Source organism: Bradyrhizobium sp. CCBAU 45384 (assembly GCF_028128665.1).
Lineage (GTDB): Bacteria > Pseudomonadota > Alphaproteobacteria > Rhizobiales > Xanthobacteraceae > Bradyrhizobium > Bradyrhizobium manausense.
Genome location: NZ_LBIZ01000115.1, coordinates 189044 through 215336, shown reverse-complemented (window position 1 = coordinate 215336; position 26293 = coordinate 189044). Strand labels below are relative to the sequence as shown.

The 26293-nt window shown below is 64.2% G+C and carries 25 protein-coding genes and 1 pseudogene; 10 read left to right on the top strand and 16 right to left on the bottom strand.

Annotation, left to right across the window (positions count from 1 at the left end):
* Positions 1-2 precede the first annotated feature (2 nt).
* Together XH80_RS28875 and XH80_RS28870 are read right to left on the bottom strand one after the other, a co-directional pair.
* Positions 3-1244 (bottom strand): 3-methyl-2-oxobutanoate dehydrogenase (2-methylpropanoyl-transferring) subunit alpha, encoded by a 1242-nt coding sequence (locus tag XH80_RS28875; RefSeq protein ID WP_271601621.1) that lies wholly within the window; start codon positions 1242-1244, stop codon positions 3-5.
* A 14-nt stretch (positions 1245-1258) separates the two neighbouring features.
* Positions 1259-1525: a hypothetical protein gene (locus tag XH80_RS28870; protein WP_271601496.1), complete on the bottom strand. Its 267-nt coding sequence runs from the start codon at positions 1523-1525 to the stop codon at positions 1259-1261.
* A gap of 134 nt (positions 1526-1659) precedes the next feature.
* Between XH80_RS28870 and XH80_RS28865 the strand changes: the two genes are divergently transcribed.
* The 5 genes from XH80_RS28865 to XH80_RS28845 all read left to right on the top strand — a co-directional run bounded on the left by XH80_RS28865 (position 1660) and on the right by XH80_RS28845 (position 5526).
* On the top strand, positions 1660-2172 hold the full coding sequence (locus XH80_RS28865; protein ID WP_271601495.1) for an Lrp/AsnC family transcriptional regulator: 513 nt from the start codon (positions 1660-1662) through the stop codon (positions 2170-2172).
* A 153-nt stretch (positions 2173-2325) separates the two neighbouring features.
* Positions 2326-2478 carry a hypothetical protein gene (locus XH80_RS28860; protein WP_271601494.1) on the top strand — a complete coding sequence of 51 codons (153 nt, stop codon included), beginning with the start codon at positions 2326-2328 and terminating at the stop codon, positions 2476-2478.
* A gap of 26 nt (positions 2479-2504) precedes the next feature.
* Entirely contained in the window at positions 2505-3986 is a 1482-nt protein-coding gene (locus tag XH80_RS28855; protein ID WP_271601493.1) for an aldehyde dehydrogenase family protein, read from the top strand.
* 320 nt (positions 3987-4306) lie between these two features.
* Positions 4307-4615, top strand: coding sequence for a hypothetical protein (locus tag XH80_RS28850; protein WP_271601492.1), 309 nt, complete (start codon positions 4307-4309; stop codon positions 4613-4615).
* 20 nt (positions 4616-4635) lie between these two features.
* Positions 4636-5526 (top strand): sigma-70 family RNA polymerase sigma factor, encoded by an 891-nt coding sequence (locus XH80_RS28845; RefSeq protein WP_271601491.1) that lies wholly within the window; start codon positions 4636-4638, stop codon positions 5524-5526.
* A 19-nt stretch (positions 5527-5545) separates the two neighbouring features.
* Here XH80_RS28845 and XH80_RS28840 read toward each other — a convergent pair whose 3' ends face one another.
* The 7 genes from XH80_RS28840 to XH80_RS28810 all read right to left on the bottom strand — a co-directional run bounded on the left by XH80_RS28840 (position 5546) and on the right by XH80_RS28810 (position 12817).
* Positions 5546-6589 (bottom strand): FkbM family methyltransferase, encoded by a 1044-nt coding sequence (locus XH80_RS28840; RefSeq protein ID WP_271601490.1) that lies wholly within the window; start codon positions 6587-6589, stop codon positions 5546-5548.
* Between the two features lie 265 nt (positions 6590-6854).
* Entirely contained in the window at positions 6855-8093 is a 1239-nt protein-coding gene (locus tag XH80_RS28835; RefSeq protein ID WP_271601489.1) for a Zn-dependent hydrolase, read from the bottom strand.
* The gene (locus tag XH80_RS28830; protein ID WP_271601488.1) at positions 8086-8871 is read right to left on the bottom strand and encodes an ABC transporter ATP-binding protein; all 786 of its coding nucleotides are present in this window, start codon (positions 8869-8871) and stop codon (positions 8086-8088) included. Before XH80_RS28830 ends, XH80_RS28835 begins: the two co-directional genes overlap by 8 nt.
* Positions 8868-9641, bottom strand: coding sequence for an ABC transporter permease (locus XH80_RS28825; RefSeq protein ID WP_128950497.1), 774 nt, complete (start codon positions 9639-9641; stop codon positions 8868-8870). The genes XH80_RS28830 and XH80_RS28825 overlap by 4 nt, the downstream gene beginning before the upstream one ends.
* Positions 9642-9705: 64 nt before the next feature.
* The gene (locus XH80_RS28820) at positions 9706-10650 is read right to left on the bottom strand and encodes an ABC transporter substrate-binding protein (RefSeq protein WP_271601487.1); all 945 of its coding nucleotides are present in this window, start codon (positions 10648-10650) and stop codon (positions 9706-9708) included.
* Positions 10651-10733: 83 nt separating this feature from the next.
* Complete coding sequence (gene hutC, locus XH80_RS28815) at positions 10734-11462, bottom strand: histidine utilization repressor (RefSeq protein ID WP_271601486.1); 729 nt, start codon at positions 11460-11462, stop codon at positions 10734-10736.
* Positions 11459-12817, bottom strand: coding sequence for a formimidoylglutamate deiminase (locus XH80_RS28810; protein ID WP_271601485.1), 1359 nt, complete (start codon positions 12815-12817; stop codon positions 11459-11461). Before XH80_RS28810 ends, hutC begins: the two co-directional genes overlap by 4 nt.
* Before the next feature lie 102 nt (positions 12818-12919).
* On the opposite strand from XH80_RS28810, the gene hutI reads away from it, so the two are divergent.
* The 3 genes from hutI to hutU are packed head-to-tail and all read left to right on the top strand — an operon-like array spanning position 12920 to position 17373.
* Complete coding sequence (gene hutI / locus XH80_RS28805) at positions 12920-14134, top strand: imidazolonepropionase (RefSeq protein ID WP_271601484.1); 1215 nt, start codon at positions 12920-12922, stop codon at positions 14132-14134.
* Positions 14131-15690 (top strand): histidine ammonia-lyase, encoded by a 1560-nt coding sequence (hutH, locus tag XH80_RS28800; protein WP_271601483.1) that lies wholly within the window; start codon positions 14131-14133, stop codon positions 15688-15690. Before hutI ends, hutH begins: the two co-directional genes overlap by 4 nt.
* 12 nt (positions 15691-15702) lie before the next feature.
* Positions 15703-17373, top strand: coding sequence for a urocanate hydratase (hutU, locus tag XH80_RS28795; RefSeq protein ID WP_271601482.1), 1671 nt, complete (start codon positions 15703-15705; stop codon positions 17371-17373).
* Between the two features lie 18 nt (positions 17374-17391).
* Here the strand turns inward: hutU and XH80_RS28790 are convergent.
* Positions 17392-19354, bottom strand: a pseudogene (locus tag XH80_RS28790) (putative bifunctional diguanylate cyclase/phosphodiesterase).
* 427 nt (positions 19355-19781) lie between these two features.
* Here XH80_RS28790 and XH80_RS28785 point away from each other — a divergent pair.
* Complete coding sequence (locus tag XH80_RS28785) at positions 19782-21098, top strand: alpha/beta hydrolase (protein WP_271601481.1); 1317 nt, start codon at positions 19782-19784, stop codon at positions 21096-21098.
* A gap of 47 nt (positions 21099-21145) precedes the next feature.
* Here the strand turns inward: XH80_RS28785 and XH80_RS28780 are convergent, their stop codons facing one another.
* Both XH80_RS28780 and XH80_RS28775 read right to left on the bottom strand, forming a co-directional pair.
* Positions 21146-22300: a hypothetical protein gene (locus XH80_RS28780; RefSeq protein ID WP_271601480.1), complete on the bottom strand. Its 1155-nt coding sequence runs from the start codon at positions 22298-22300 to the stop codon at positions 21146-21148.
* Positions 22301-22443: 143 nt separating this feature from the next.
* The gene (locus XH80_RS28775) at positions 22444-22716 is read right to left on the bottom strand and encodes a hypothetical protein (protein ID WP_271601479.1); all 273 of its coding nucleotides are present in this window, start codon (positions 22714-22716) and stop codon (positions 22444-22446) included.
* 271 nt (positions 22717-22987) lie between these two features.
* Between XH80_RS28775 and XH80_RS28770 the strand changes: the two genes are divergently transcribed.
* Entirely contained in the window at positions 22988-23797 is an 810-nt protein-coding gene (locus XH80_RS28770; protein ID WP_271601478.1) for an extracellular solute-binding protein, read from the top strand.
* On the opposite strand, the gene XH80_RS28765 is transcribed toward XH80_RS28770, so the two are convergent.
* From XH80_RS28765 to XH80_RS28750, 4 genes are all read right to left on the bottom strand, one after another.
* Positions 23771-24469 carry an ABC transporter permease gene (locus XH80_RS28765; protein ID WP_271601477.1) on the bottom strand — a complete coding sequence of 233 codons (699 nt, stop codon included), beginning with the start codon at positions 24467-24469 and terminating at the stop codon, positions 23771-23773. The two genes, XH80_RS28770 and XH80_RS28765, sit on opposite strands and share 27 nt — an antisense overlap.
* Before the next feature lie 130 nt (positions 24470-24599).
* Positions 24600-25280, bottom strand: coding sequence for an aquaporin (locus XH80_RS28760; protein ID WP_271601476.1), 681 nt, complete (start codon positions 25278-25280; stop codon positions 24600-24602).
* Positions 25280-25690, bottom strand: a complete 411-nt coding sequence (gene arsC, locus XH80_RS28755) for an arsenate reductase (glutaredoxin) (protein ID WP_271601475.1) — start codon at positions 25688-25690, stop codon at positions 25280-25282. The genes XH80_RS28760 and arsC overlap by 1 nt, the downstream gene beginning before the upstream one ends.
* 91 nt (positions 25691-25781) lie before the next feature.
* On the bottom strand, positions 25782-26126 hold the full coding sequence (locus XH80_RS28750) for an ArsR/SmtB family transcription factor (RefSeq protein WP_271601474.1): 345 nt from the start codon (positions 26124-26126) through the stop codon (positions 25782-25784).
* Positions 26127-26293 lie beyond the last annotated feature (167 nt).

Below are 26293 nucleotides of genomic sequence, written 5' to 3'. Positions count from 1 at the left end.
GTTCAGACTCCGGCTTCCTGGCGCTGGCGGCGCAGATGCGGAGGCATCTCGGCGAACACGCCCTCGAACATGTCGCGTGCCGTAGGCCGCTGCTCGGAATGGAGCGTGCCGTAGCTTTCGGCCTCCTTCTGCGCCGAGATTACGGTGTCGAGGATCTCGGCCTCCGTCTGCTTGTGCCGCTCCTCCGACCAGGCACCGCGAACGATCAGATGGTTCTTCAGCCGGATCACGGGATCTCCGAGCGGCCATGCGTCGGATTCCGTCTTCGGCCGATAGCCTGCCGGGTCATCGGAGGTGGAGTGAGCGCCGACGCGGTAGGTGACATGTTCGATCAGGGTCGGGCCGAGATTGCGGCGTGCGCGCTCGCAAGCCCATTTCGCGACCGCATGGACTGCGAGGTAGTCGTTGCCGTCGACGCGCAGCGCCGGAATGCCGAAGCCGAGACCGCGCGCGGCGAACGTGCCGGAGCCACCGCGCGCGATCCCCTGGAAGGTCGAGATGGCCCATTGATTGTTGACGATGTTGAGCACGACCGGCGCGCGATATGTCGAAGCGAACACCAGCGCGGCATGGAAGTCCGATTCTGCGGTTGCACCGTCGCCGATCCAGCCAACGGCGATCTTGGTGTCGTTCTTGATGGCGGACGCCATCGCCCAGCCGACCGCCTGGATGTACTGGGTGGCGAGATTGCCCGAGATCGAGAAGAAGCCGTGTTCCCTGGAGGAATACATCACGGGCAATTGGCGCCCCTTCAGGGGATCGTGCGTGTTGGAGTAGATCTGGCAGGCCATCTCGACCAGCGAGTAGCCTCCAGCGATCAAGAGCCCCGCCTGGCGATAGGTCGGAAAATTCATGTCGCCCGGAAGAAGCGCCTTGCGGAAGGCGCAGCTCACCGCCTCTTCGCCCATATGCTGCATATAGAACGAGGTCTTGCCCTGGCGCTGCGCCATTTGCATGCGCGCATCGAACGCACGCAGCGTCATCATGTGGCGCAGGCCCTCGAGCAATTCACTGTCCGAGAGCGCCCCGGCCCAGGGCCCCACCGCTTCGCTGTCGCGATTGAGCACACGGATGACGGAGAAGGCGAGATCGCGGATGGCCTCGGGATCGACGTCGACGCTGGGACGATCGACCTGGCCGGCGCGCGGGATGCGGATGTTCGAGAAATCGGGCGTGCCGCCCGGGCGCACTGCCGGCTCGGGCACGTGCAGCTTCAGTGGCGCAGGCGCGGGGGATGGAGCCATATCGCGCCGCGGGCTCATGGTGTCATGTGTGAGGTCCGAGTCGGGCATTGGCTTTCACCTCTCACCTCGATCGCATCGATGCAGAACAACGCGCCGACGCGGCGAGCGATCCGGTCGACAGCGTCGCGATCATCGATGTCCATGGAAGCCGAGATGCGGCATTCGCTCGCGTCCGCCCGTGCGCTGACGGCCGCGAGCCGAAGTCCGGCGACACGCGTCTGGTCGAGCAGGCGGCCGAGTGCGGCGTGCATATCGCTGGTCTGGAGTTCGAGCAAAAACACCGCGTTGGTCTCAATCTTTTAGGAAACGGTACTGCCAAACGTCAGGATTGTCGTTCCATTAATCTCGGTATACCATGGGTAGCTAGGAGGAATTTTCTACATATTGTTGGAAAATCCAGAAAGAAGTTCTCGGTATGGCGCCAGCCAGGCGTGCCACAAGGCCGGTCAAGGCACCGCGCAAGGATGCGCTTCGGCTCGACGAGATCGATCGCAAGATCCTGCGCGCCCTGCAGCAGGATGCACGCCTGACCACGGTGCAACTCGCCGAAAGAATCGGGCTCTCCACCACGCCGTGCTGGAACAGGCTGAAGCGTCTGGAAACGCAGGGCTACATCGATGGCTACGTTGCGCTGCTCAATCAGGACAAGCTCGGCCTGCCCGAGACGGTTATCATAGAGCTGACGCTCGATCGCCACGATGAGGAGATGCTCGAGCGTTTCGGCCAGTTGCTGACGAGCTTGCCGGAGGTGATCGAGGCCTATCTCACCACCGGCGACTACGACTACGTCGTGAAGGTCGCGGTCGAAAGCACCGCCGGCTACGAACGCTTTCTGCGCGAGAAGCTCTATCGCATTCCAGGCATTCGCCACAGCCGCTCATCGTTTGCGCTGCGCTGCCTGAAAAAGCTGACCTCGGTGCAGGTCTAGCCAAATGGGTCCCGTGTCACCGCAGTAATCCTGAACGGGGTATCAGTCTTTCTCAATGATCGTGTGCCTCTTCCGGCCCTGATGACGGGTGACGTCGGCACCGTTCCATTCTTCGTCGCCAATGCGCTAAAGCATATCGGTTAAGACCAGACGATGGCGAACGGCTCGGGCGCCTCCAAAGCGATCGCAGACGGCGTCCGCTCCGCCACCGCAGCCGAGGTCGAAGGCGGCCATGGCCGAGCCTATATTTCGGACCTGGCACGGCTGCTTCGCAAGGCGAGGCCGGCAGCCCAGGCCAGAGAATGAGCGTTGAGACAGGAAAGACTGAGCGAATGACAAAGACCGAGATCCGATTTCCCGTAGACGGCCGAACTCGCAAGATGTTCGTTGATGGCACGTGGGTCGAGGCGCGCTCGGGGAAGGTCTTCGAGACGCGCAACCCGGCAACGGGCGAAGTGATCGGCCGTGTCCCGCGTGGCGATGCCGGCGACGTCGACATCGCCGTCACCGCCGCTCGCCGCGCCCTTGTCGGACCATGGAACCGCTTCAAGCCGTTCGAGCGGCAGGCGCTGCTGCTGCGCATCGCCGATCTGTTTGAGAAGCATTGGGAGGAGATCAGCCAGTCCGACACGGCGGACATGGGCATGCCGATCGTGAGGACGCGGGCGAACAAGCTTCGCGTGCTCGGCATGCTGAGATATTACGCCGGCATGGCGACCGCGATTCACGGGCAGACGATCGACAATTCGCTTCCAGGCGACATCGTCTCGTTCACGCGGAAGGAGCCCGTCGGCGTGGTCGGCGCGATCATTCCCTGGAACGCGCCCACGGCTGCGTCGGTCTGGAAGATCGGACCTGCGCTGGCGACCGGCTGTACGATCGTGCTCAAGCCCTCGGAAGAGGCGCCGCTGACGCCGCTCCTGATCGCGGATTTGATGAACGAGGCAGGCGTGCCGCCCGGCGTCGTCAACGTCGTGACAGGGACCGGGCCTGAGGCCGGTGCGCCTCTGGCCGAACATCAAGGCGTCGACAAAATCGTCTTCACGGGCTCCACGGCGACCGGGCAGGCCATCATTCGTGCCTCTGCCGGCAACCTCAAGCGGGTGTCGCTCGAGCTTGGCGGAAAGTCACCCGTCATCGTCTGCGCCGATGCCGACCTCGACAAGGCCGTTCCGATTGCCGCAATGGCGGCATTCGCAAATTCAGGCCAGATCTGCATCGCCGGCTCGCGGCTGTTCGTCGAGCGGGCCATTCACGACGAACTGGTCGAACGGCTGGGCAAGTTTGCTTCGGCCCTGAAAATTGGCGATGGCGCCGATCCCTCGACGGACATCGGCCCCCTCGTTTCCGAGCGGCAACTCGACAAGGTTGAAGGCTTCCTGCGCAGCGGACGCGACGAGGGCGCGAAGGTCGTGGCCGGTGGCAGGCGGTTGAAGGAAGGAAACCTCGCCAAGGGCAACTTCGTCGAGCCGACGGTGTTCGCCGGCGTCTCCGACACCATGCAGATCGCCCGTGACGAAATCTTTGGTCCTGTCATCTCCGCGCTGCCGTTCGACACGCTCGATGAAGCCGTGGAACGGGCCAATGCGACGCCATATGGGCTTGCGGCCGGTGTCTTCACGCGCGACGTGAGCAAGGCCCACATCGTCTCGCGCAGCCTGCGCGCAGGCTCGGTCTGGGTGAACACCTACCACGCCATCGATCCTGCATTGCCCTTCGGCGGCTACAAGATGAGCGGATATGGCCGTGAGGGAGGCACTGAACAGCTCGACGAGTACCTGAACACGAAGGGGGTCTGGATCAAGCTGGACTGACCCTATCATTCTGTCGGCCTGGCGATCGGTCCCGACGACGCCGGCCAGCACCAGCGGCGGCACCAGAGCGGAATAGGTCACGGCGGGACTCGCGATCTCCGCGATCCAGCCGAGGCCGACCGCCTGCATCAGCAATCCCGTCACCACCAGCGGCCGCTCGCCGGGGGAAAGGGTGCGTCCCGAAATAATCTTTTGCGGACCGAATCCTTGAGCGGTCGTCAAACGTCCTGGGGGTGACGCGGCATCGGCCTTCCGGGAAAGTATTGCTACTGTGGACGATGGCGCGACGAGCAACCAGGTGAATAGCTGAGGAGCGCGCGATGCGAAGGACGTTGATCAGATACAAGGCCAAGCCGGAGCTGGCCGATCGGAACGCCGAGCTGGTCTCGGCCGTATTTGCGGAGTTGAAGGCGGCCAGCCCCGATGGCGTGCGCTATCTCACGCTGCGGCTGGAGGACGACACCTTCATCCATCTCGTCGAGGCCGCGGCCGAGGACGGATCGAGCCCGATCCCGAAGCTGAAGGCGTTTCAGGCGTTCCAGGACGGCATCCGGGACCGCTGCGTGGAGCCGCCGCTGGTTCGTGATGTGAGGATCGTCGGCAATTATCGTATGCTGGACCAGTCCTGACCAGGCGAGGCGGAGGAGCAATGGCGCCAGACCCGCTGGCCACCGTCGATATCGAGGCCCTGTTGGCGCGGATGCGGCCGAAGCTGCATCGCTACTGCGCCCGCATGGTCGGCTCGGTCATCGACGGCGAGGACGTGCTGCAGGATGCGCTGATCAAGGCGATAGACGCGCTGCCATCGGTCTCGCCCGTCGTCAATCCGCAAGGTTGGCTGTTCCGCATCGCGCACAACACGGCGCTGGATTTCCTGCGTCGCCGCAACCGGCAGGCGGCGCTGCATTCGGCTGAGGGGGTGGAGATGATCGCCGGCCAGCTTGACGATGTCGAAAGCCGCCAGATCGCTGCGACCAGCCTGCGAACTTTCATGCGGCTGCCGGTGGCGCAGCGCTCCAGCGTGATCCTGATGGACGTGCTCGGCTGCTCGCTTGCCGAGGTCTGCGACATCATGGATTTCAGCATGTCCGCGGTGAAGGCCGCGCTGCATCGCGGGCGCACGCAGCTGCGTGAGTTCGCCGAGGAGCCTGACGATGTGCCGCAGCCGGGCCTATCGGAGGCCGACCGGACGCGGCTCAACGCCTATGTCAGCCATTTCAATGCCCGCGACTTCGACGCGATCCGCGCCATGATCGCCGACGACGTCAGGCTCGAGCTCGTCAACCGCACCCGGCTGAAAGGCAAGGCTGAGGTGTCGCGCTATTTCGGCAATTATTCGAAGGTCAGCGATTGGCACCTAGAGGCGGGACAGGTCGAGGGACGTCCGGCGATCCTGGTGTTCGATCCGAATGAGCCAAGCGGGCGGCCGAAATATTTCGTGCTGCTGAACTGGTCCGCCGACAAGCTCGCCACCATCAGGGATTTTCGTCACGCGGCGTATGTCATCGATGGTGCACAGTGCGTGGTCGATAGAGGGTGAACTCGTCTTCCAGCCTGCTTCAGACAGCCCTGCAGAACAGCACGGTTTCCTCGGGGTAGATCGTAAAATGATCCAGCCACATCTTGTAGCCAAGGTTCAAGGAACTGATGAAGAGGGGAAGTTCGACCCAGTCATTGGGCTTGTGATAGACGCAGATCGCCAATGTCGGTTTGAACCGATCGAGCGTGCGCACGGCGCCCTTGAGCGCGGAAAGCTCGGCGCCCTCGATGTCCATTTTGATGAAATCGACACGCGGCAGATTTCTGTCGCGAACCACATCGTCGATGGAGACGGTTCTGATTTCGGTCGCGCCGTGGGAGAGGGGGCGTTCGGAAACCTGGCTCCCCGGACCATTGTTCAGCATATAGAGAATCTTGTCGGATGACTCCCATACCGGTCGCTCGATGATCTCGATATTTGACCGATATCTTGGATTCAGTTCGAGGTTCAGACGCAGGATATCGAGATTGTCAGGTATGAATTCAAATCCGATGACCTTCCCCGTGGGTCCCACCTTCGATGCAAAATACAGGCTCGTATCGCCGTAGCAGCTTCCGGCCTCGATGACGACATCCCCGGTCTTCGCTGCGATCGCCGGCTTGACCCCGCTGTACTCGTACTGCGTTTTCAGGAAGGTGGCGTCGATCCCGATGGGAGCGGAAAACAGATTGAGATCGTAGCCGATCTCCTTCAGATCGAAATGAGTCAGCTCGAAGTTCATATTCCTGATTTTTTTCGCAGGCAGGCGGTTCGTTTGCAGGCTGCGTGCCAGGCTCCGTTCCTGCCAGTATTTCGGAGAGTTTCGGAAGATCTTGACGAGGTCGTGCCCGATCACGCGTTGAAGGTACAACTCCAGCAGGACGTCCCTGGAATAGTCGTCCTGCAGCAACTGATAGGTATCCAGCAAGACCAGAGGAAGCGTCTTCGAGTTCTTCAATCGCGCGATGGCCTCGAGCCTGCTCTGATGCTTTTTGAGATCGGGGCCCAGCGTTCGCCTGGGTTCCGGTCCATAACGATCTGCCTCGTGGTTCTGTTCAAGATCTCTCGCGGCGATCTCGTACAATTTGGCCTGCAGGTGAGACAGGAATGAAATTGCGACCTCTGGAGACATTTGAACGTTTGAAGACATGTGAATGGCTGAACCTCTCTTGAGCCGGCGGCCGGCAGAATCCTCTCGTGCCGTCAGTTCGCGGTCAGCCGTGCTTGCGGGGTCCACCGGGCGCGGCCGGTGCGCCCGGTTGAGAGAGTTTCCGGTGCGATGCTGGTGCGAAGCTGGCGCCCTCGTCCATCAAGGCGCGGGGGCGGGCCGTCGCTGATTCGGGAGCGCTTTAGCGCAGTCCGGCCAGGATCCGCCGGCATGCGTCGACGAAAACCTGCGCGCCGGTGACGATGTCGGCATCGGCGGTGTTTTCGGTCCAGTGATGGCTGATGCCGCCGATCGACGGGACGAACAGCATGCCCGCAGGCATGACGGTCGCCAGCATCTGCGCATCGTGGCCGGCGCCGCTCGGCATGCGCAGCGATCGTCCCCCGGCAAGCGCCTTGCTCGCGCCCTCGATCGCGTCCTGAATGCCGGTGTTCATCATGGCGGGGGCGCCGGTGCGGATTTTCTCCACGCTGACGATGCAAGGGCCCTTGGCTGTCGCCTCCTCCGCCATGGTCTTCAGCAACTGCTCCAGCCGCGCGATGACGGAGGGATCGTCGTCGCGGATCTGGAACAGCATCTCCGCGCCGCCGGGGATGATGCTCGGCGCGCCTGGATCGAGCGTGATGCGGCCGGTGGTCCATACCGTGCGCGGCCCGCACGCGGCTGGAAAGCGCTCGTCGATCGCCACGCAGAATTTTGCCAGCGCGAGCCCTGCGTCTTTTCGCACAGCCATGCGCGTGGTGCCGGCGTGGTTCTGCTCGCCGGTGAAAGTGATGCGATATTGCCAGATGCCGACGATGGAGGTCACGACGCCGATCGCGAGCCTGCCGCTCTCGAGCGTGTCGCCCTGCTCGATATGTGCTTCGAGATAGCCGACGTGCCGCCCCGGTTCGGCGGTCATACGCGGACGTCCAGCCAGCCCCATGTCGGCCAGCGCATCGCGCATGGTGCGGCCGTTGGTGCGGTCGCGCGCCGCGTCGATCTCGGCCTCGCTGACCTGACCGACATAAGAGCGCGAGCCGAGGAAGCTGCCAAAATGGCCCTCTTCATCGCACCATGCGGCCACTTCGACCGCGCCTTTCACGGAAGCATCGGAATTGAGCACGCGCGCCGCTTCGAGCGCATAGACGACACCGAGCGGCCCATCGAGCCAGCCGGCATAGTTCTGGCTTTCCAGGTGCGATCCGGCGAGCAGCTTCGTTCCGGGTTTTGCGCTGGTGCTGACGATGTTGCCGATACCATCGATCCCGCCGGTGAGGCCGGCCTCGGGCAGTTTCCGCACCAGCCAGTCCAGCGATTGCTTATGCGGCTCGGAGAAGGTCGGCTTGTGCACGCCGGTCTTGTAGGTGCCCAGCGCACGCAGCGCATTGAGATCGGCGAGGACGCGCTCGCCATTGGCGTGCGGAGGGGTGTCAGGCATGTTCGGCAACCTTCAGCGCCTCGGTGCGGATTTCCTCGACCAGCCGTTCCTTGAGCTGGACGAATTCCGGCGTGGTCTTGATCTTGTAGGAGCGCGGATGCGGCAGGTCCACGCCGATCTCGGCCTTGATGCGTGCGGGACGGGCGCTCATGACGATGACGCGGCTGCCGAGAAAGATCGCTTCCTCGATGTCGTGCGTCACGAACAGCACGGTCTTCTGGTCGCGTTCCCAGATGCCGAGCAGCATTTCCTGCATCAGGGCGCGGGTCTGGTTATCAAGCGCACCGAAGGGCTCGTCGAGCAGCAGGATTTTTGGATCGTTGGCAAGCGCGCGCGCGATCGCCGTACGCTGCTGCATGCCGCCGGAGAGCTGCTTGGGCCAGTGGTTCTCGAAGCCTGATAGCCCCACCCGGCGGATGAAGGCGTCGGCGACCTTGTTGCGCTCGCCTTCCGGCAGGCCGCGTTCGCGCAGGCCAAAGGCGATGTTCTCGCGCACGGTGAGCCAGGGAAACAGCGTGTAGGACTGGAACACCATGCCGCGATCCGCGCCGGGGCCGGTGACTTCGCGGCCGTCGAGCGTAACGCGCCCACTGGTCGGACGGTCGAGGCCGGCGACGATGCGCAGCAGGGTGGACTTGCCGCAGCCGGAAGGGCCGAGGATGGTGACGAAGTCGTTGTTGCCGATGGTGAGGTCGGTCGGCTCCAGCGCGCGGGTGGGCGCATTGCCGTGGCGCGCCGGGAAAGTGCGCGAGACCTGCTCGACCTTGAGGATCGTCATGCCAGCCTCCACGGAAACAGCCAGGCGTTGAACGCCTTGAACATGAAGTCCGAGAGCAGGCCGATCAGGCCGATCACGATGATGCCGAAGATGATCTGGCCGGTGTTGAGCAGCGCCTGGCTGTCGGTGATCATGTGGCCGATGCCGGAGGACGAGCCGATCAGCTCGGCGACGATGACGTAGGTCCAGGCCCAGCCCAGCACCAGCCGCAGGATCTCGGCGATCTCGGGTGCGGAGGAGGGCAGCAGCACGCGGCGGATGATGCCGCGATCGCTGGCGCCGAGCGTATAGGCGGCTTCCACCAGATCGCGCCGCGTCGCGCCGACGGTGACGGCGACCATCAGGATGACCTGGAACACCGAGCCGATGAAGATGACGAGCAGCTTCTGCAACTCGCCGATGCCGGCCCACAGGATGAGGAGCGGAATGAAGGCCGAGGCGGGCAGATAGCGCGCAAAGGAGACGAAGGGCTCGAGGAAGGCTTCGATCGGCTTGTAGGCGCCCATCAGCACGCCGAGCGGCACCGCGATGATCGCAGCCAGCGCGAACCCGCCGACGACGCGCCAGATCGTCATGCCGATGTCGAATACAAAACCTTGCTTGACCAGCAGGTCGTAGCCTTCCTGCACCATGGTCAGCGGATTGGCGAGAAACGTCTTCGATACATGGCCGCCGAAGGTTGCCCACGACCAGAGGGCGACGAACAGCACGAAGAAAGCGAGGCCATAGGCCACGCGCTGCTTCGATGTCACGGAATCCAGGGGACGCATCGATAGTTGATCCGAATGGTCGAGCCGGTCCCGCGTCTCCGCGGAACCGGCAATCGGGAAAGTCTTACTTGATGAAGCTGGCGTCGAAGAGGTCCTCGACCTTCGGCGCCGACTTGATGATGCCGATTTCGAGCAGAAGGTCGGCGGCATCCTTGTTGAAGGCGAGGAAATCGCCGGCGAAGAATTTCTGGTTCGCGGCCTTGTCCTGCCAGCGCAGATATTTTGCCGAGTTGCCGAACTGCTCGCCGGTCTGTTTCACGTCGGCGCCCATGATCTCATAGGACTTGGCCTGGTCCTTGGCGATCATCTCGAGCGATTCGAAATAGCTGTCGGCCAGCGCCTGCGCCGCCTTTGGGTTCTCGCTGAGGAATTTCGGCGTGCAGCCGAACGTGTCCATCACGATCGGATAGTCCAAGGTGGTCGCGATGATCTTGCCCTTGTCCGGCGCGGCGCGCACCGTCGACAAATAAGGCTCATAGGTCATCGCGGCATCGTTCTGGCCGGAGACGAAGGCTTGCGCGGCGGCGGCCGGCTCGAGGTTCACGACGGTGACGTCCTTCACTGTCAGACCGTTCTTCTTCAGCATCCAGGCCAGCGCGAAATAGGGCGAGGTGCCCGGTGCCGAAGCTGCGACCGTCTTGCCCTTGAGCTCCTTGATCGACGCGATGTCGTTGCGCACGGCCATGCCGTCGGCGCCATAGCTTTTGTCGAGCTGGAAGATCTGCTTGGTCGCAACGCCGTTGGCGTTCCAGGAGATCCAGGTTTCGACCGTGGTTGCCGCGCACTGCACGTCGCCGGAGGCGATGGCGAGGTGACGGTCCTTCTGCGGGATCTTCTTGATGGTGACGTCGAGGCCGTTTTTCTTGAAGATGCCGGCTTCCTTCGCCAGCGTCAGCGGCGCAAAGCCGGTCCATCCGGAGATGCCGATGCCGACCTTGACGTCGTCGGCGAACGCGGGCGCGGCGGCCGCGAGAGCAATGATTGTCGCAAAAACTGTCGAACTACGCATGATTGTCGTCCTCTTGCCCAGATGGTTTGACGTCCTGTTGATCTCTGTCGAAGCGTTGCACGATTTGTGCCGACATCGTTTGCTCAACCTCCCTTGAATCGCGCGACAAGGCGGTGAGAGTCACCGGGATAGAGCAGGCGCACTGCGGTGATCGTGCGCGCGCTGCGCCAGGTATAGCGGTCGATCACGAGGCAGGGCGCGCCGACCGCAATGTCGAGCGCCTCGGCCGTGCGATCGTCGGCAACGATGGCGCTGATCGTATGCTCGGCCTCCGTCCATGGGACATGATGAAGCAGCCACGAGCCGGGCGGTTCGCGCGAGAAATCCGCGGTCGCGGCAGATGGCACGGATGACAGATCGATCAGCCTGTCCTCGACCGCAAACGGCACGTTGTCGGCGCTGTGGCGGCAGGAAATCGCGACCACCTTGCCGGCCTTCTTGATGCCGAGCCTTTCGCGATCCGCAGCAGTTGCCGCGCGTAGCTTGCGGCTGATCAGCTCATAGCCGTAACCGCGACCGAGCGCGGTGATCTCGGCGCGGATGTCGGCGATCTTCAACACAGCCGATTGATGCTGCGGCCGGCGCACGAAGGAGCCAGCCCGCCGCCGCCGCTCGATCAGATCGGCCTGCGCGAGCTCGGAGAGCGCCTTGTTGACAGTCATGCGCGAGCAGCCGTAGCGCGCCACCAGCTCGTGCTCGAACGGAATGCGATGGCCGGGCGGCCATTCGCCGGTCAGGATGCGCTTTTCGATGTCGGCACGGATGCGCTTGTAGAGCGTCGGCTTGTCGGATGCGTCGGTGGCAAGGCTCATGCGACGAGCCTCCGCACCGCGGCGTTGAACCGCTCGCGCGCAGTCTGGCGCAATTTGTGTCGTCCGCCTTCGACAACCTTGTTGCCGCCGGCCCAGACGCAATCGATCGCACCGTTGCCGCTCGCAAAGATCCAGCCGTCGATGGTCGCATCGCCGCCGCGTCCCGCCAGCGAAGGATGCGCGGCGTCGAGCGTAACGATGTCTGCGCGAGCGCCGGGTGCGAGGCCTGCAACCGGCTGCGCCAGCGCCTGCGCGCCGCCCGCAAGGGCATCATCGAACAGCGTCCGGCCGGTGGAGCGGCCGGCGCCGCCCGAAAGTACGTTGCGCGCGCGATGCTTGAGCCGCTGGCCGTATTCGAGCTGACGCAGTTCGTCAGCGACACCGACCAGCACGTTGGAATCGGTGCCGACGCCGAACGAACCACCGGCGTCGAGAAATTCCCGCGCCGGAAAGATGCCGTCGCCGAGGCTTGCTTCGGTCACGGGGCAGAGGCCCGCGACCGCGCCGGCCCTGGCGAATGCGCTGACTTCCTCGTTCGTCGTGTGCGTGGCGTGAATGAGGCACCAGCGCTGGTCGACCGGTGCGTGCTCCAGCAGCCATTGGACGGGCCGCTGGCCCGCCCAGGCCAGGCAATCCTCGACCTCTTTCACCTGCTCGGCGGCGTGAATGTGCACCGGTCCACCCTCCGCGAGCGGAATAATTGCAGTGAGTTCGTCGGGCGCCACCGCGCGCAGGCTGTGCGGCGCGATGCCGATATTGGCGCCTGGCAATTTGCTGATCGCCTTGCGTGATGCAGCCATCAGCTTGGCGAACTGATCGACCGAGTTGATGAAGCGGCGCTGGCCGTCGTGCGGCGCCGCGCCGCCGAACGAGCCATGCGCATAAAAACTCGGCAGCAGCGTCAGGCCCATGCCTGAGGCCTCGGCGGCCTGTGCAATGCGTGCCGCCATTTCGGCGGGATCGGCGTAGTGCGACCCGTCGCGATCGTGATGCAGGTAATGGAATTCGCCGACCCGCGTAAACCCCTGCTCCAGCATCTCCACATAAAGCAGCGTGGCGACATCGGCGACGTCGTCAGGCGTCATCGCCAGCGCGAAACGATACATCGTCTCGCGCCAGGTCCAGAACGTGTCGGTGGAAGCGCCGCGCAGCTCCGCAAGTCCCGCCATGCCGCGTTGAAACGCGTGGCTGTGCAGGCTCGCCAGTCCCGGAAGCGCGATGGCATGGCGCTCGTCGCCCGCGGCAGGCGCCACATCGGGTGTCACCGCCGCGATCGCGCCGGCGGTGACCACCACCTGCACGTCATTGGCCCAGCCCGAGGGCAGGAGCGCGGAGGCGAAATGCAGTCGGGTCATGATTGATTACACGCCGGCTGGACAGAACCGCCTTACGATTATATGTCTAGACATATAAGTCAAGCATCCCAGGGCGCAGGGACTTCGCGAAGGGACAGTGGCATGGCAGAGCGCTTCGACCGGATCTGGCATAACGCCCGGCTCGCCACCATGCGGGCGGATCGTCCCGATCTCGGCGAGATCGAGCAAGGCGTCATCGCGATACGCGACGGCCACATCGTCTATGCCGGCGCAGCGGCGGATTTTCCTGGCGATGCCGACGCCATCCAGTGGATCGACTGCGAGGGGCGCTGGATCACGCCAGGCCTCGTCGATTGCCACACCCATCTGGTCTACGGCGGCAACCGTGCGCATGAATTCGAACTGCGCCTGAAGGGCGCAAGCTACGAGGAGATCGCGCGCGCCGGCGGCGGCATCGTCTCGACCGTCGCCGCGACCCGCAAGGCGAGTGAGGCCGAGCTTGTCGCGAGCGCATTGCCGCGGCTGGATGCATTGATCGGTGAGGGCGCAACCACGGTTGAGATCAAGTCCGGCTATGGCCTCGATACGGAGACCGAGATGCGCCAGCTTTCTGCTGCGCGCAGCCTCGGCCGCCGGCGGAAAGTTACGATCTGCACATCGTTTCTCGGCGCGCACGCGCTGCCGGTGGAGGCCGATGGTGACAAGGATCGCTACATCGATCGCGTCTGTAAGGAGATGCTGCCGGCCGTCGCAGAGGCAGGCCTCGCCGATGCCGTCGATGCTTTCATGGAGGGTATCGCGTTCTCGGCCGAGCAGACGGCGCGGGTATTCGAGGCAGCGCGAGGGCTGGGTCTGCCGGTGAAGTTGCACGCCGATCAACTCTCGAATCTCGGCGGCGCTGCGCTCGCTGCCAAATTCTCTGCGTTGTCGGCCGATCATCTCGAGCATACCGACGAAGCCGGCGCTGCCGCGATGGTGAAGGCCGGAACGGTCGCCGTCCTCCTGCCTGGCGCGTTCTACTTCATCCGCGAGACGCAAAAGCCGCCGGTGGAGGCGTTCCGCAAGCACGGCGTTGCCATGGCGCTTGCGACCGACAGCAATCCCGGCAGCTCGCCGCTGACCTCGCTGCTGCTCGCCATGAACATGGGCGCCACGCTGTTCCGGATGACTATCGCCGAATGCCTCGCCGGCGTCACCCGCGAAGGCGCGCGGGCGCTCGGCGTGCTCCATGAGACCGGCACGCTCGAAGCCGGCAAATTGTGCGACCTCGCGATCTGGGACATTGAGCGGCCCGCCGAGCTGGTCTACCGCATCGGATTTAATCCGCTGCACCGGCGGGTGTGGAGGGGGCAATGACGGAGCCGAACGCCGCGATCGTCGTCAAACCCGGAGAGGTCAGGCTCGATGATCTCGCGCGCGTGCTTGCGGGAGCGCCCGTCGTGCTCGACCCCTCATTCTGGCCGCGCGTCGCGGCGGCGGCGAAGATCGTCGCAAAGGCAGCTGAGGCTACGACGCCCGTCTATGGCATCAACACCGGTTTCGGCAAGCTTGCTTCGAAGCGGATTCCGCCTGATCAGACCGCGCTGCTCCAGCGCAATCTCATTGTTTCGCATTGCTGTGGGATCGGCCCTGCAACTCCGGAGCCGATCGTGCGGTTGATGATGGCGCTGAAAATCGTCTCGCTCGGGCGCGGAGCCTCCGGCGTGCGCGGCGCGGTGATCGAGCAATTGCAGGCCATGCTGGCGCGACGCGTCTATCCGCTGGTGCCACAACAGGGCTCGGTCGGCGCCTCCGGCGATCTCGCGCCGCTTGCGCATATGACCGCGGTGATGATCGGCGAGGGGCAGGCGATCGTCGACGGCAAGATAATGTCAGGGGGCGAGGCACTCGCTGCCGCCGGCCTTGTGCCACTGACGCTCGGCCCCAAGGAGGGCCTCGCGCTGATCAATGGCACGCAATTCTCGACTGCTTATGCCGTATCAGGCGTGCTGCGTGCATTTCGTCTCGCCCGTGCGGCACTGGTCACCGGTGCGCTGTCGGTCGATGCCGCCATGGCCTCGACCGCGCCGTTCCGCCCCGAGATCCAGGCGCTGCGCGGTCTTCCCGGCCAGATCGCTGCGGCCGCGACGCTGACGGCGCTGCTCGACGGCAGCGACATCCGCCTGTCGCATCTCGAAGGCGACGAGCGCGTGCAGGATCCCTATTGCCTGCGCTGCCAGCCGCAGGTCGCCGGCGCCGCGCTCGATCTGATCACGCAGGCTGCGCGCACGCTGATCGTCGAGGCCAACGCGGTGACCGACAATCCCTTGGTACTGGTCGAGACCGGTGAGATCGTCTCAGGAGGAAATTTCCACGCCGAGCCAGTCGCCTTCGCCGCCGATACGATCGCGCTGGCGCTGTCGGAGATCGGCGCGATCAGCGAACGACGCATCGCAACCCTGGTCGATCCCGCGCTCAATTTCGGCCTGCCGCCATTCCTCACCCCGGATCCCGGCATCAATTCCGGCTTCATGATCGCCGAGGTCACGGCGGCCGCGCTCTATGCTGAGAACAAGCAGCGTGCCGCAGCCTGCTCGATCGATTCGACGCCAACCAGCGCCAACCAGGAAGACCACGTTTCGATGGCCGCGCATGCCGCGCGACGACTGTCGGACATGGCCGACAATCTCGCCTCCATCCTCGGCATCGAGCTTCTGGTCGCCGCCCAGGGCATCACGCTGCGCGCGCCGCACGCGACCAGCGCGCCGCTTGTGGCGGTCATCGACAAGCTTCGCGAGCAGGTGCCCGCGCTCGGCGCCGACCGCTACATGGCCGGCGATCTCGCCAAGGCCGCGGCGTTCATCGAGGCCGATGCGCTGCCAGCCATCGCGCTCACTGCGCTCTCATCTGATCCGTTTCCAAGACTCGACTAAGGGGTGTTCCGCATGAACCGCCGACTGGACAACGACCGCACCATTCGCGCTCCCCGCGGTAGCGAGATCAGCGCCAAGAGCTGGCTGACGGAAGCACCGCTGCGCATGCTCATGAACAATCTCGATCCTGATGTCGCCGAGCGCCCGAGCGAGCTCGTCGTCTATGGCGGCATCGGCCGCGCCGCGCGCGACTGGGAGAGTTTTGACCGCATCACGGCCGCGCTGCGCAAGCTCGAGAACGACCAGACCCTGCTGGTGCAATCCGGCAAGCCGGTCGGCATCTTCCGCACCCATGCCGATGCGCCGCGCGTGCTGATCGCGAACTCCAACATCGTGCCACATTGGGCGACGCTCGATCATTTCAACGAGCTCGATCGCCAGGGCCTGATGATGTACGGCCAGATGACCGCGGGCTCCTGGATCTATATCGGCAGCCAGGGCATTGTGCAGGGCACCTACGAGACCTTCGTCGAGGTCGGTCGTCGCCATTATGGCGGCAGCCTTGCGGGCAAATGGATCTTGACCGCCGGCCTCGGCGGCATGGGCGGCGCGCAGCCGCTGGCGGCGACCATGGCCGGCGCCTCGATGCTCGCGGTCGAATGCCAGCCGAGCCGCATTGAGATGCGGCTGCGCACCGGCTATCTCGATCGCCAGGCGGCGACGCTCGACGAAGCGCTCGCACTCATGGCGGACGCCGCAAAGACGAAGAAGGCCGTCTCGGTCGGTCTGCTCGGCAATGCCGCCGAGATCTTCCCGGAGCTGGTCCGCCGCGGCGTCAAGCCCGACATCGTCACCGACCAGACCAGTGCGCACGATCCGATCAACGGCTATCTGCCGAAGGGCTGGACGCTTGCCGATTGGGAGGCCAAGCGCGCCTCCGATCCGAAGGGCGTGGAACGCGCCTCAAAAGCCTCGATGGTCGAGCATGTCCAGGCCATGCTGGATTTCCATGCGCAGGGCATTCCGACGCTCGACTATGGCAACAACATCCGCCAGATGGCGCAGGACATGGGCCTGACAAACGCGTTCGATTTCCCTGGCTTCGTGCCCGCCTATATCCGCCCGCTGTTCTGCCGCGGCGTCGGGCCGTTCCGTTGGGCCGCGCTGTCAGGCGACCCTGAGGACATCTTCAAGACAGATGCCAAAGTGAAAGAGCTGATGCCCCACGACAAGCATCTGCACAATTGGCTCGACATGGCCAAGGCGCGCATCAAGTTCCAGGGCCTGCCGGCGCGGATCTGCTGGGTCGGTCTCGGCGATCGTCATCGCCTGGGCCTTGCCTTCAACGAGATGGTCGCGCGCGGCGAGTTGAAGGCGCCTGTCGCGATCGGCCGCGATCATCTCGACAGCGGCTCGGTGGCAAGCCCCAACCGCGAGACCGAAGCGATGAAGGACGGCTCGGACGCGGTGTCCGACTGGCCGCTACTGAACGCGCTGCTCAATTGCGCCAGCGGTGCGACCTGGGTCTCGCTGCATCACGGCGGCGGCGTCGGCATCGGCTATTCCCAGCACGCCGGCATGGTGATCGTCGCCGACGGCACGCCGGAGGCCGCCAAACGCATCGAGCGCGTGCTCTGGAACGATCCGGCTTCCGGCGTCATGCGCCATGCGGATGCGGGCTACGACATCGCGATCGATTGCGCCCGTGACAAGGGGCTCGATCTGCCGAGCCTTTCGAAGTAGCCAAGGGGCCAATCTGCCTCAGGCCACGACCTTGGTTGCGCCATGGTCCAGCCGCTCGCGCTCGTTGGCGAGATAGTCCCCGATCGCCGCGCCCGGCATAGGCTTTGCGAAGTAATAGCCCTGCACGAAGTCGCAGCCGAGGCGGCGCAAGGCATCGAGCTGGGCGCGGGTTTCGACACCCTCGACCACGCAGGCGATCTCCATGTCGTCGCACAGGCCGGTCAGCGATTTGATGATCTTGTGGCTTACGGGATTGTCGTTGATGTCGGCGACGAAGCTGCGGTCGATCTTGGGCTTGTCCAGCGGCAGGCGATGCACGTGGCTCAGCGAGGAATAGCCGGTGCCGAAATCATCCAGCGAAATGCCGCAGCCCATCGCCTTCAGCGCCGCGATCGACTGTTTGGCGCGCGCGAAGTCGAAGGTCACGGCGGTCTCGGTGATCTCGAAGTCGAGCCGGCGCGGCGGCACGCCGCTGTTCTCGATGATGGCGATCAGCGGCAGGATGCCGTCGGGCGCGCAGATGTCGTGGGCCGAGAGGTTGAACGACAGACGGGTATGGTCCGGCCAGGTCCCGGCGGCCGCGAGCGCGCGCACCAGCAGCGCCTGCGTCAGCGGCCGGATCAGGCCGATGCGCTCGGCGGCGGGGATGAAGTCGGCCGGCGAGACCCGGCCGAGGCGGGGACTCTGCCAGCGCGCCAGCGCCTCGAAGCCCGCGGTATGCTCGCTCATGGCGTCGACGATCGGCTGGAACATCAGGTCCATCTCGGCGCTGAAATCGGCCGTGCGGAGCAGGGTCTCGATCACGCCGCGGCTGCGGATCTCGGCCTCGTGCTCGCTCGAGAAGATCACGGTACGGCCGCGCAGATGACGCTTGGCGTGGTAGAGCGAATAATCGGCGCATTCATACAGCGCTTTCGCCGTCGGCGCCGAGCGCGGGTAGAGTGCAAAGCCGATCGAGCACGACAGGCCGGTATGGGCGGTGTCGAGCTGGTAGGGCAGCTTGACCAGCTCGCAGATGCGTTCGCCGAGCCGCTCGAGGTCGGCATCCTCGGTGTCGCCGCAGATGACGAGACCGAACTCGTCGCCGCCGAGGCGGGCGAACTCCACCCGCTGCGGGCCGAAGCCTTCGCAGACATCGCGGATGCGACGGCCGGCCTCGATCAACACGCGGTCGCCGACCGAATGGCCGTAATTGTCGTCGATCGGCTTGAAGCCGTCGAGGTCGATGATGCCGACCGCAACGCTCACGTGCCTGCGCTCGGCGTCACTGAAGGCGCTCGACAGCTCGGCGAAGAAGCAGCGGCGGTTCGGCAGCTCCGTGAGGGAATCCAGATTGGCGAGACGGAAGTTCTCGTCCGACAGCTCCTGCGTCGCCGCCTGCTGCACCAGCAGCGATTTGCGGCTGGCGACGAGATCGGCGAAGTCGTGATAATAGATGAACAGCACCGTCACCATGGCGCCGGAGACCAGGAGGTTGTTGACCGCGATCGCCTTCAGCGTCGGTTCGCCCGTGGCCCAGAAGAACAGCACATAGGGTACGTCAACGACGAGCGTCACGATCAACCCTGCCGAGCGCAGATGCATCAGCGAGAAGATGCAGCCGAGGGATCGCCGTAGGGGTAGAGCGCGAACGACCAGGCGGTGAAGCCGGCGCCGATCGGCAGGGCCATCCAATTGGTGGCGCGCAGATTGCGCAGGATGTCGGCATCGCTGCGCAGGAGATGGCGCTGGCGCAGCCACCACAAGCTCCGAAGCGCGGCGAGCACGGTCAGCAGGCTCGGCACGATCATCGTCAGCCAGTCCGGGGCGACGTTGACGTATTATAGGCCACCGCGATCGTGTTGCTGATCAGGATGAAGTAGAGCAGCGGGATCTGCTTGGAGAAAGCGTCGAACTACGCGCGCGTCAGGCCCGGGTCGTCAGACACGCGAAACAGCCTCGTCGCGGCGGCGAAATAGGCTTTCAAATCGACGGCAGGCATAGCAATACGCGCCCCAAAACCCTTCAAAAACGAAGATGATCTTGCACGGCCGGGGTAAAGAGCGCGTTAGATTGGTTCTCTTCGGGAACTCTCGTTCTGGTTGCGTGTCCCTTTCCGACCGGCAGGGCGCGTGCATTGGTCAGGCGATATTAAGGATGCGCGGCGAAAGCGATCCGCGTCTGGCGTGACGGATCGTCCGACATCGATAGCGGCTACGGTCTGCTAACCATGGCGTATTCGGCCGCGCGGCGCGGGCCGATGTCGCGGCGATTATCGCCGACCGACCGCGGCGCGCTGTCGTTTACTCGGGGCCTGGAGCGCAGCGGTCAGCTTGACGAACACCTCATCGCGTTGACCATGTGCGAGGGGCCGGCCATACTTTCCTTCAAGACGGGCCCAGCAAGACCCGTCAGCACCGGGAGCTTACATGACCAGATCATTCTCCGTCCTCGCGGGGACGCTGATTTCCGTCGTCTCCTACGCTTCGATCGGCTTCGCGCAGCCAGCCTGCGTGACCCAGAACATGGCCGTGCCGCAGGGCGCCAACACCACCGATAAGGTCGCGCCCTTCTTCATCGACACCACCGGTCTCGATTTTAAGACCGCGCCGCCGACGCGCGATCCCTCCAATCCCAACTACCCTCGCGCGACCGAGCTGCCTGATGGGACGCTGCCGTCGCCCGGCGCCGAGGGCAATTTCATCATCGGCCCCACCCACAATCCCGCGCCCGAGACCATCGCGAAGGAGGGCGTGCCGCGCGGTACGACAAAGTCCTTCACGCTCTCGTCGAAAGAGAGCACCGTCTACAATCCGGGCCTGATCCGTGACGACGTCGCCGGCTGCACCAACTCCTCGATTATGACGACCGTGACCGCGCCCGATGACAAGTCGAACATGATCGTCACCACCAGCCATCCCGGCATCTGGTCGCGCACCATCGACGTCTATGTTCCAGCGCAATATGTGCGCGGCACCGAGGCGCCGTTCATCGTGGTCGGCGACGGCGGCTCCAATGCGTACAAGGATCTCGTCACCACGCTCGACAATTTGATCGCCCAGCGCCGGGTGCCGCCGATGATCGCGATCCAGGTTGGCAATGGCGGGCAGGATGCGCAGGGCAGCCAGCGCGGCCGCGAATACGATGCAGTGTCGGGCACCTACACGGATTTCATCGAGCGCGAGGTGCTGCCGCTGGTCGAGAAGAACGCGGACGTTAGGCTGACGAAGAATCCCGACGGGCGCGCCACTATGGGCCTGAGCTCGAGCGGCGCTGCGGCCTTCACCATGGCCTGGTTCTATCCCGATCGATATCAACGCGTGCTGGCGTTTTCGCCGACTATGGTCAATCAGCAATGGCCGCATGATCCGTCACTGCGCGGTGGCGCCTGGGAATATCATAGCGCCTGGGCCGGGCCGGCCACGCCCAATCTCATTTCGAAGGCGGGCGTGCTGACGCCGGCCGATCCGCCCGGCGTGCCGCTGATCGTTGCCGCGCCGATCAAGCCGATCCGCTTCTGGTTCTTTGGCGCCGATCAGGATCTATTCTATCCCAATCCCACCATTCCCGACGGCATGCACGACTGGACTTTATCTAATGAATTGATGGCGAAAGTGCTGGCGGAGAAGGGCTATCACTACCAGTTCCTGTTCGTACGCAACGCCAAGCACGTCGATCGTCCGACCATCGCGCAAACGCTGCCCTCGGCGCTAGAATGGCTCTGGAAAGACTACCCGATCCCGTGAGCGCGCACCGCATCTCCGATGCTCGTCGCGCGATCGCTTCGTAAGGATCAGGCGAGCGCGGCCTGGCGTTCCCGCACTGGCTCACGGCTGCGATCGGCGCTGCGCGGTTCGGCGAGCCGGGTAAAGCTGCGCTGGCCGGCCTGCACGGGCGCCTCGACAATGACGCCTTCGCACACGATCTGCCCGCCGAGCATCTTGAATTCGAGCTTGTCGTAGCGTGGCATGGTCCCGCCCGGCTCGGGCGGCAGCAGTCCGATGCGGCCCTGGATGTTGAGCGTTGCATCGCCGGTGCCGTGCAGCCGCGGATTCCACATCCTGATGCCGGTCTCGGCCCAACGTTGCCGGATCAGCGCGGTGCGATCGGCAGGCTCGACGACCTTCGCGCGAGGCTTCTTCGCAGCCGGCGCCGGAGGCGGCTCGACCTCTGCGGCGACGACGGGTGCGTCGGCGATCGTCTTCTCAGCGACGTCGGCCGCGATGGGTGCGGGATCGGCTGCGACGAGCGGCTCGATCTCCATCACGACGTCACGAGCGGGCTCGTTGTCGATCCTGACCTCGGTGACGGCAGGCGCCGCGATGTCGACCACGACGGCGGGCGTCGCGTCGACGGCTTCGATCTCCTCGGAAGCGATGGATACGGGGGCGTGTTCAACGATCGGCTCGGAGGCCTCGACCGGAACGGTCTCGACCTCGACCGGAGACATAAAGACCTGCTCTGCAACATCGGGCGCAACCTCCGCATCATCGTCCGACGATGCATCGCTGCTGATGACAGGCTCTCGCGGTTCGATCGCTTCGACCTCGGCGGATGAGGTCTGCGCCTCTTCCACGGGTTCGGCGTGCGCCAGCAATTCTACGGGCAGGTCGCTGCTGACGACAGGCTCGGGAGCATCGACGGCTTCGACCTCGGCGGATGAGGCCTCTTCCACGACGTCGAGCTCAACGCTCGCTACGAGTTCCACCGGCGGATCGCTGCTGATGGGTTCGGGCGCGGCTTCGGCCAACGTCTGCAGGGATGGATCCTCGCTGACGTTCGTCTCGACGGTCGGAGCGGCTTCATCGATCGCGGTAACGATCGGCTGCTCATCCGCAGCGCTCGGCGTCAACTCGATGCTGCCGCCCTGCGGCGCGGGCCGAAGCCGGTTGAAGGCCCATTTCACCGCGGGAATGCGGCTTAGCAACGATATCAGTCTCGAAAGCACTGGGAGTTGTCCAAGTGGTACTCAGGGCCGTGGGCTTCAGCTGATTCGCCAGCAATGTGAAAAACTGCCCCGGCCGTCACACCCCTGTCAATTGAGGCGGGACCAATTGCAGAACATCTGCACAGCCCCGCACGCCATTCCGTTCATTCGAAATGCATCGATGCAAGCGGATCCGCGTCGTGATCTGGCAGATGCGACGACGCAAACGGCATGACAGCGTGCTCCGCTTTGCGGCCGTGCGGATGCGCCAGCGCATGCTTGCGGAGCGGCGCCATGGTCAGTGCCTCACAGTCCGTGGCTTCGCCGCCCCAGGCGCAGTCGATGCTTGAGGACTGTCCGGGCCAGGCCTGCGCCGGGCCCGCGATCGCGAGCGACACCATGATCCGGAAGGCGGTGATGATGTTCGTCTTTGCCATGGGAGACTCCAAACTGTTCTATCCCTAGGGATCGTTCGGAACGTGCGATATTCCGCGCTGCTACGTGATCGCGGGACTGATCACGCGAGGTTCAACCGTCGTGACGCAGGCGTGAAGCGCCCGCCAACGCTGCTGCCAGGCACTCCGCCCTCATCCTGAGGGCCCGCCGGAGGCGGGCGTCTCGAAGGATGTGCCGCAGGAGCCCAATGTCGGGCTTTCCGGCGTCATCCTCTCCGTTTAATGGGAATCATCTGGAAGTGAGGACGATGTCATGAAGAAGCTTGCCGCCGTCGCAGCGGCTCTGATCTGGTCGACATGCGCATGGGCGCAGGCCGGCAGCATCACCGTGGCCTCGACGACGTCGACGGAGCAGTCCGGCTTGTTCGGTTATCTGCTGCCGCTGTTTACGAGGGCGGAGGGAATCCAGGTGAAGGTCGTTGCGGTCGGCACCGGCCAGGCGCTCGATATCGGCCGGCGCGGTGATGCCGATGTGGTGTTCGTCCATGACAGGCCGGCCGAAGACAAGTTCATGTCGGAAGGGCACGGCGTGAAGCGCTTCGACCTCATGTACAATGATTTCATCATCGTCGGCCCGAACCGCGACCCCGCAAGGATCGCGGGCGACAAGGACGTCGCCGACGCGCTGCGCAAGATCGCAGCTGCGAAAGCCACGTTCATCTCGCGCGGCGACAAGTCCGGCACGCATGCCGCCGAGCTGCGGCTGTGGAAAGAAGCGGGCATCGAGCCGGCCACCGGCAAGGACAGCTGGTATCGCGAGATCGGCCAGGGCATGGGCCCGGCGCTGAACATGGCATCCTCGTCGAATGCCTATCTGCTCTCAGACCGCGGCACCTGGCTGTCGTTCAAGAACAGAGGCGAGCTTGCGATCCTGACCGAGGGCGACAAGCGGCTGTTCAACCAGTACGGCGTCATGCTGGTCAACCCGGACAAGCATCCCAACGTCAAGGCCAAGGACGGGCAGGCCTTTATCGACTGGCTGATCTCGCCGAGGGGACAGGATGCGATCGCCGGATACAAGGTCGGCGGCGAGCAGCTATTTTTCCCCAACGCGTCCCACTAGCAGGAAGGCAACGGTCGACACGGCGACGCTGAGCGCGAGCAGGATCAAGCCTAGGCCGAGCGCCAGCGGCAGGTCGCCCTTGCTGGTCTCCAGCGCAATCGCCGTCGTCATCGTGCGGGTAAAGCCGCTTATGTTGCCGCCGACGATGATGATGGCGCCGACCTCGGCGATGGCACGTCCGAACGCGGCGAGGAAGGCCGTCAGCAGCGAGGTCCGGCCGAGCGCGAACAACAGGCCGATGCTGCGCAGCGTCGAGAGCCCGTCGATCCGCGCGAGGTCGCCATATTCGGCCCATAGCAGGCTTGCGGGCCGGTGCACCAGCGCAACCACGATTGGCGTTGCCAGCAGCGTCTGCGCGATCACCATGGCTGTGGGCGTGAATAGCAGGCCGGCAGCGCCGAGCGGGCCGGAGCGCGACAGCAGAAGATAAAGCGCGAGCCCGACCACGACCGGCGGCAGGCCGAGCAGCGCGTTGGTCAGCACGATAATAACCTGTCGGCCGCGAAAGCGCGTGATCGCCAGCAAAGCGCCGAACGGCGCACCGATCAGCAGCGCGATCATGCCGGCTGTCAGGCTGACGCGCACCGACAGTGCGACGATGCCGAGAAGCTCGGGATCGCCTTCACCGATCAGCGTGAATGCGGCAACGATGGATCGCGCGAAATCGTTCATCCGGCCTGATGCCTCAGGGCCGGGTGCAGTGGTCGATATTGCGGCTGCGAGGTTGCGTCACGCTGGTCCCTGACATTCATGCGATCAGTCACAGAATACCCGGCACGAGCGGTTTGGAAACTCCAATCATTCACGCCGCGCGCTTTGCGCTTGCTCCGCCCCACAGCCAGCTTGCAAGCGGAAGGGCGAGGATCGCCCCGATGAGCTGCGCGGAAATGAAGGCTGGCACGCCATGCGGCGCGATGCCTGCAAACGTATCGGACAGCGATCGGGCGATGGTGACGGCGGGATTGGCGAATGATGTCGAGGCCGTGAACCAATAGGCCGATGTGATGTAGAGGCCGACCGCATAGGGAACGGCAGCCGAGGCTTTCGATGCGACGCCAAAGATCGTCAGCAGCAGGCCGAAGGTTGCGACGGCCTCGGCGAGCCATTGTCCCGCGCCGCTGCGCTCCGTCAGCGAAATCTGAAGGACGGCAAGCCCGAACATCAGATGCGCGATCCACACGCCGATGATCGCGCCCGATATCTGAGCAGCGATATAGATCGCCGAATCAATCCAGCCCGTCTCGCCCCGCAGGGCCAAGGCCAGCGTTACCGCCGGATTGAAATGCGCGCCCGAGATGGGCGCAAACATCAGGATCAGCACGACGAGGATGGCGCCGGTGGGAAGCGTATTGCAGAGCAGCGCCAGCGCCACGTTTCCGCCGGCAAGCCTCTGGGCCATGATGCCCGAGCCGACCACCGCGGCGAGCAGGAACGCCGTTCCCAGCCATTCGGCAAATGCGCGCTGTGCAAGACCCGGCGTCATCAGGCGCCGCGGTCCAGCCTGATACGCTCGCCGTCTTCCTTGACGAATTCGCCGTGCTGAGGCGGCAGAAGCTCCAGCACCTCCTCGGAGGGCCGACAGAGTTTTACGCCCATCGGCGTCACCACGATCGGCCGGTTGATCAGGATTGGATGCGCCATCATGGCGTCGAGCAGCTGGTCGTCGGTCAGGTCAGCGTTGTCCAGCCCAAGCTCGGCATAGGGCGTGCCCTTGTCGCGCAGCAGCTCGCGCACCGAGAGGCCCATGCGGAGGACAAGCTGCTGCAACAACGCGCGCGACGGCGGCGTCTTGAGATATTCGATCACGTGCGGCTCGATCCCGGCTTGCCTGATCATGGCTAGCGTGTTGCGCGAGGTGCCGCAGGCGGGGTTGTGGTAGATGATCACGTCCATCGCCGAAACCTTCAACAGCAGGCCAATGTCTGCTTGTACGCAACGTCGTTGACGGACACGTGAACGTGCAGGCGCTTCATGGTCTGTCCTTTCAGGCTGGAGTCTTGCTGCGCTTTCGCGCGGGTTTCGAAGACGGGGCGGGTGCGCATGACACGCCGCTGCAGCAGTTTTCCGTGAGGAAGCCGACCAGCGCGTTCATGGTCTCGAACCGCGCCGCATAGATCATCGAGCGTCCCTCGCGCCGCACCGTCGCAAGGCCGGCCATGCGCAGCCGGTCGAAGTGAAACGTCAACGTGTTTGGCGCGAGATCCAGCGCTTCGGCGATCGCACCTGCGGTCATGCCGTCGGGGCCGGCCTGAACCAGCAAACGGTAGACATCGAGACGATTGTCCTGCGCCAGCGCGGCGAGCGCCGTGACGGCATCTGTCGTTTCCATATTTCAGCGATTATTGAAATAATAACAAATGTCAATTGAAATTCGGACGACTTGTCTCGGACGCCACCGATCGCGGCACACTTGTGGACGAGCGTATACTTTTGAACACTCGCACACGGATGGTAAGGTTCCCTGAAGAGGTTGTTCTTGAATCTGTGTCTCGAACG

What these genes read in the sequence shown, in the direction of transcription:
- XH80_RS28875 (WP_271601621.1), bottom strand. Translation starts at nt 1,244, where the DNA reads ATGGCTCCATCCCCCGCGCCTGCGCCACTGAAGCTGCACGTGCCCGAG.
- XH80_RS28865 (WP_271601495.1), top strand. Translation starts at nt 1,660, where the DNA reads ATGGCGCCAGCCAGGCGTGCCACAAGGCCGGTCAAGGCACCGCGCAAG.
- XH80_RS28860 (WP_271601494.1), top strand. Translation starts at nt 2,326, where the DNA reads ATGGCGAACGGCTCGGGCGCCTCCAAAGCGATCGCAGACGGCGTCCGC.
- XH80_RS28855 (WP_271601493.1), top strand. Translation starts at nt 2,505, where the DNA reads ATGACAAAGACCGAGATCCGATTTCCCGTAGACGGCCGAACTCGCAAG.
- XH80_RS28850 (WP_271601492.1), top strand. Translation starts at nt 4,307, where the DNA reads ATGCGAAGGACGTTGATCAGATACAAGGCCAAGCCGGAGCTGGCCGAT.
- XH80_RS28845 (WP_271601491.1), top strand. Translation starts at nt 4,636, where the DNA reads ATGGCGCCAGACCCGCTGGCCACCGTCGATATCGAGGCCCTGTTGGCG.
- XH80_RS28835 (WP_271601489.1), bottom strand. Translation starts at nt 8,093, where the DNA reads ATGCCTGACACCCCTCCGCACGCCAATGGCGAGCGCGTCCTCGCCGAT.
- XH80_RS28830 (WP_271601488.1), bottom strand. Translation starts at nt 8,871, where the DNA reads ATGACGATCCTCAAGGTCGAGCAGGTCTCGCGCACTTTCCCGGCGCGC.
- XH80_RS28825 (WP_128950497.1), bottom strand. Translation starts at nt 9,641, where the DNA reads ATGCGTCCCCTGGATTCCGTGACATCGAAGCAGCGCGTGGCCTATGGC.
- XH80_RS28820 (WP_271601487.1), bottom strand. Translation starts at nt 10,650, where the DNA reads ATGCGTAGTTCGACAGTTTTTGCGACAATCATTGCTCTCGCGGCCGCC.
- hutC (WP_271601486.1), bottom strand. Translation starts at nt 11,462, where the DNA reads ATGAGCCTTGCCACCGACGCATCCGACAAGCCGACGCTCTACAAGCGC.
- XH80_RS28810 (WP_271601485.1), bottom strand. Translation starts at nt 12,817, where the DNA reads ATGACCCGACTGCATTTCGCCTCCGCGCTCCTGCCCTCGGGCTGGGCC.
- hutI (WP_271601484.1), top strand. Translation starts at nt 12,920, where the DNA reads ATGGCAGAGCGCTTCGACCGGATCTGGCATAACGCCCGGCTCGCCACC.
- hutH (WP_271601483.1), top strand. Translation starts at nt 14,131, where the DNA reads ATGACGGAGCCGAACGCCGCGATCGTCGTCAAACCCGGAGAGGTCAGG.
- hutU (WP_271601482.1), top strand. Translation starts at nt 15,703, where the DNA reads ATGAACCGCCGACTGGACAACGACCGCACCATTCGCGCTCCCCGCGGT.
- XH80_RS28785 (WP_271601481.1), top strand. Translation starts at nt 19,782, where the DNA reads ATGACCAGATCATTCTCCGTCCTCGCGGGGACGCTGATTTCCGTCGTC.
- XH80_RS28775 (WP_271601479.1), bottom strand. Translation starts at nt 22,716, where the DNA reads ATGGCAAAGACGAACATCATCACCGCCTTCCGGATCATGGTGTCGCTC.
- XH80_RS28770 (WP_271601478.1), top strand. Translation starts at nt 22,988, where the DNA reads ATGAAGAAGCTTGCCGCCGTCGCAGCGGCTCTGATCTGGTCGACATGC.
- XH80_RS28765 (WP_271601477.1), bottom strand. Translation starts at nt 24,469, where the DNA reads ATGAACGATTTCGCGCGATCCATCGTTGCCGCATTCACGCTGATCGGT.
- XH80_RS28760 (WP_271601476.1), bottom strand. Translation starts at nt 25,280, where the DNA reads ATGACGCCGGGTCTTGCACAGCGCGCATTTGCCGAATGGCTGGGAACG.
- arsC (WP_271601475.1), bottom strand. Translation starts at nt 25,690, where the DNA reads ATGGACGTGATCATCTACCACAACCCCGCCTGCGGCACCTCGCGCAAC.
- XH80_RS28750 (WP_271601474.1), bottom strand. Translation starts at nt 26,126, where the DNA reads ATGGAAACGACAGATGCCGTCACGGCGCTCGCCGCGCTGGCGCAGGAC.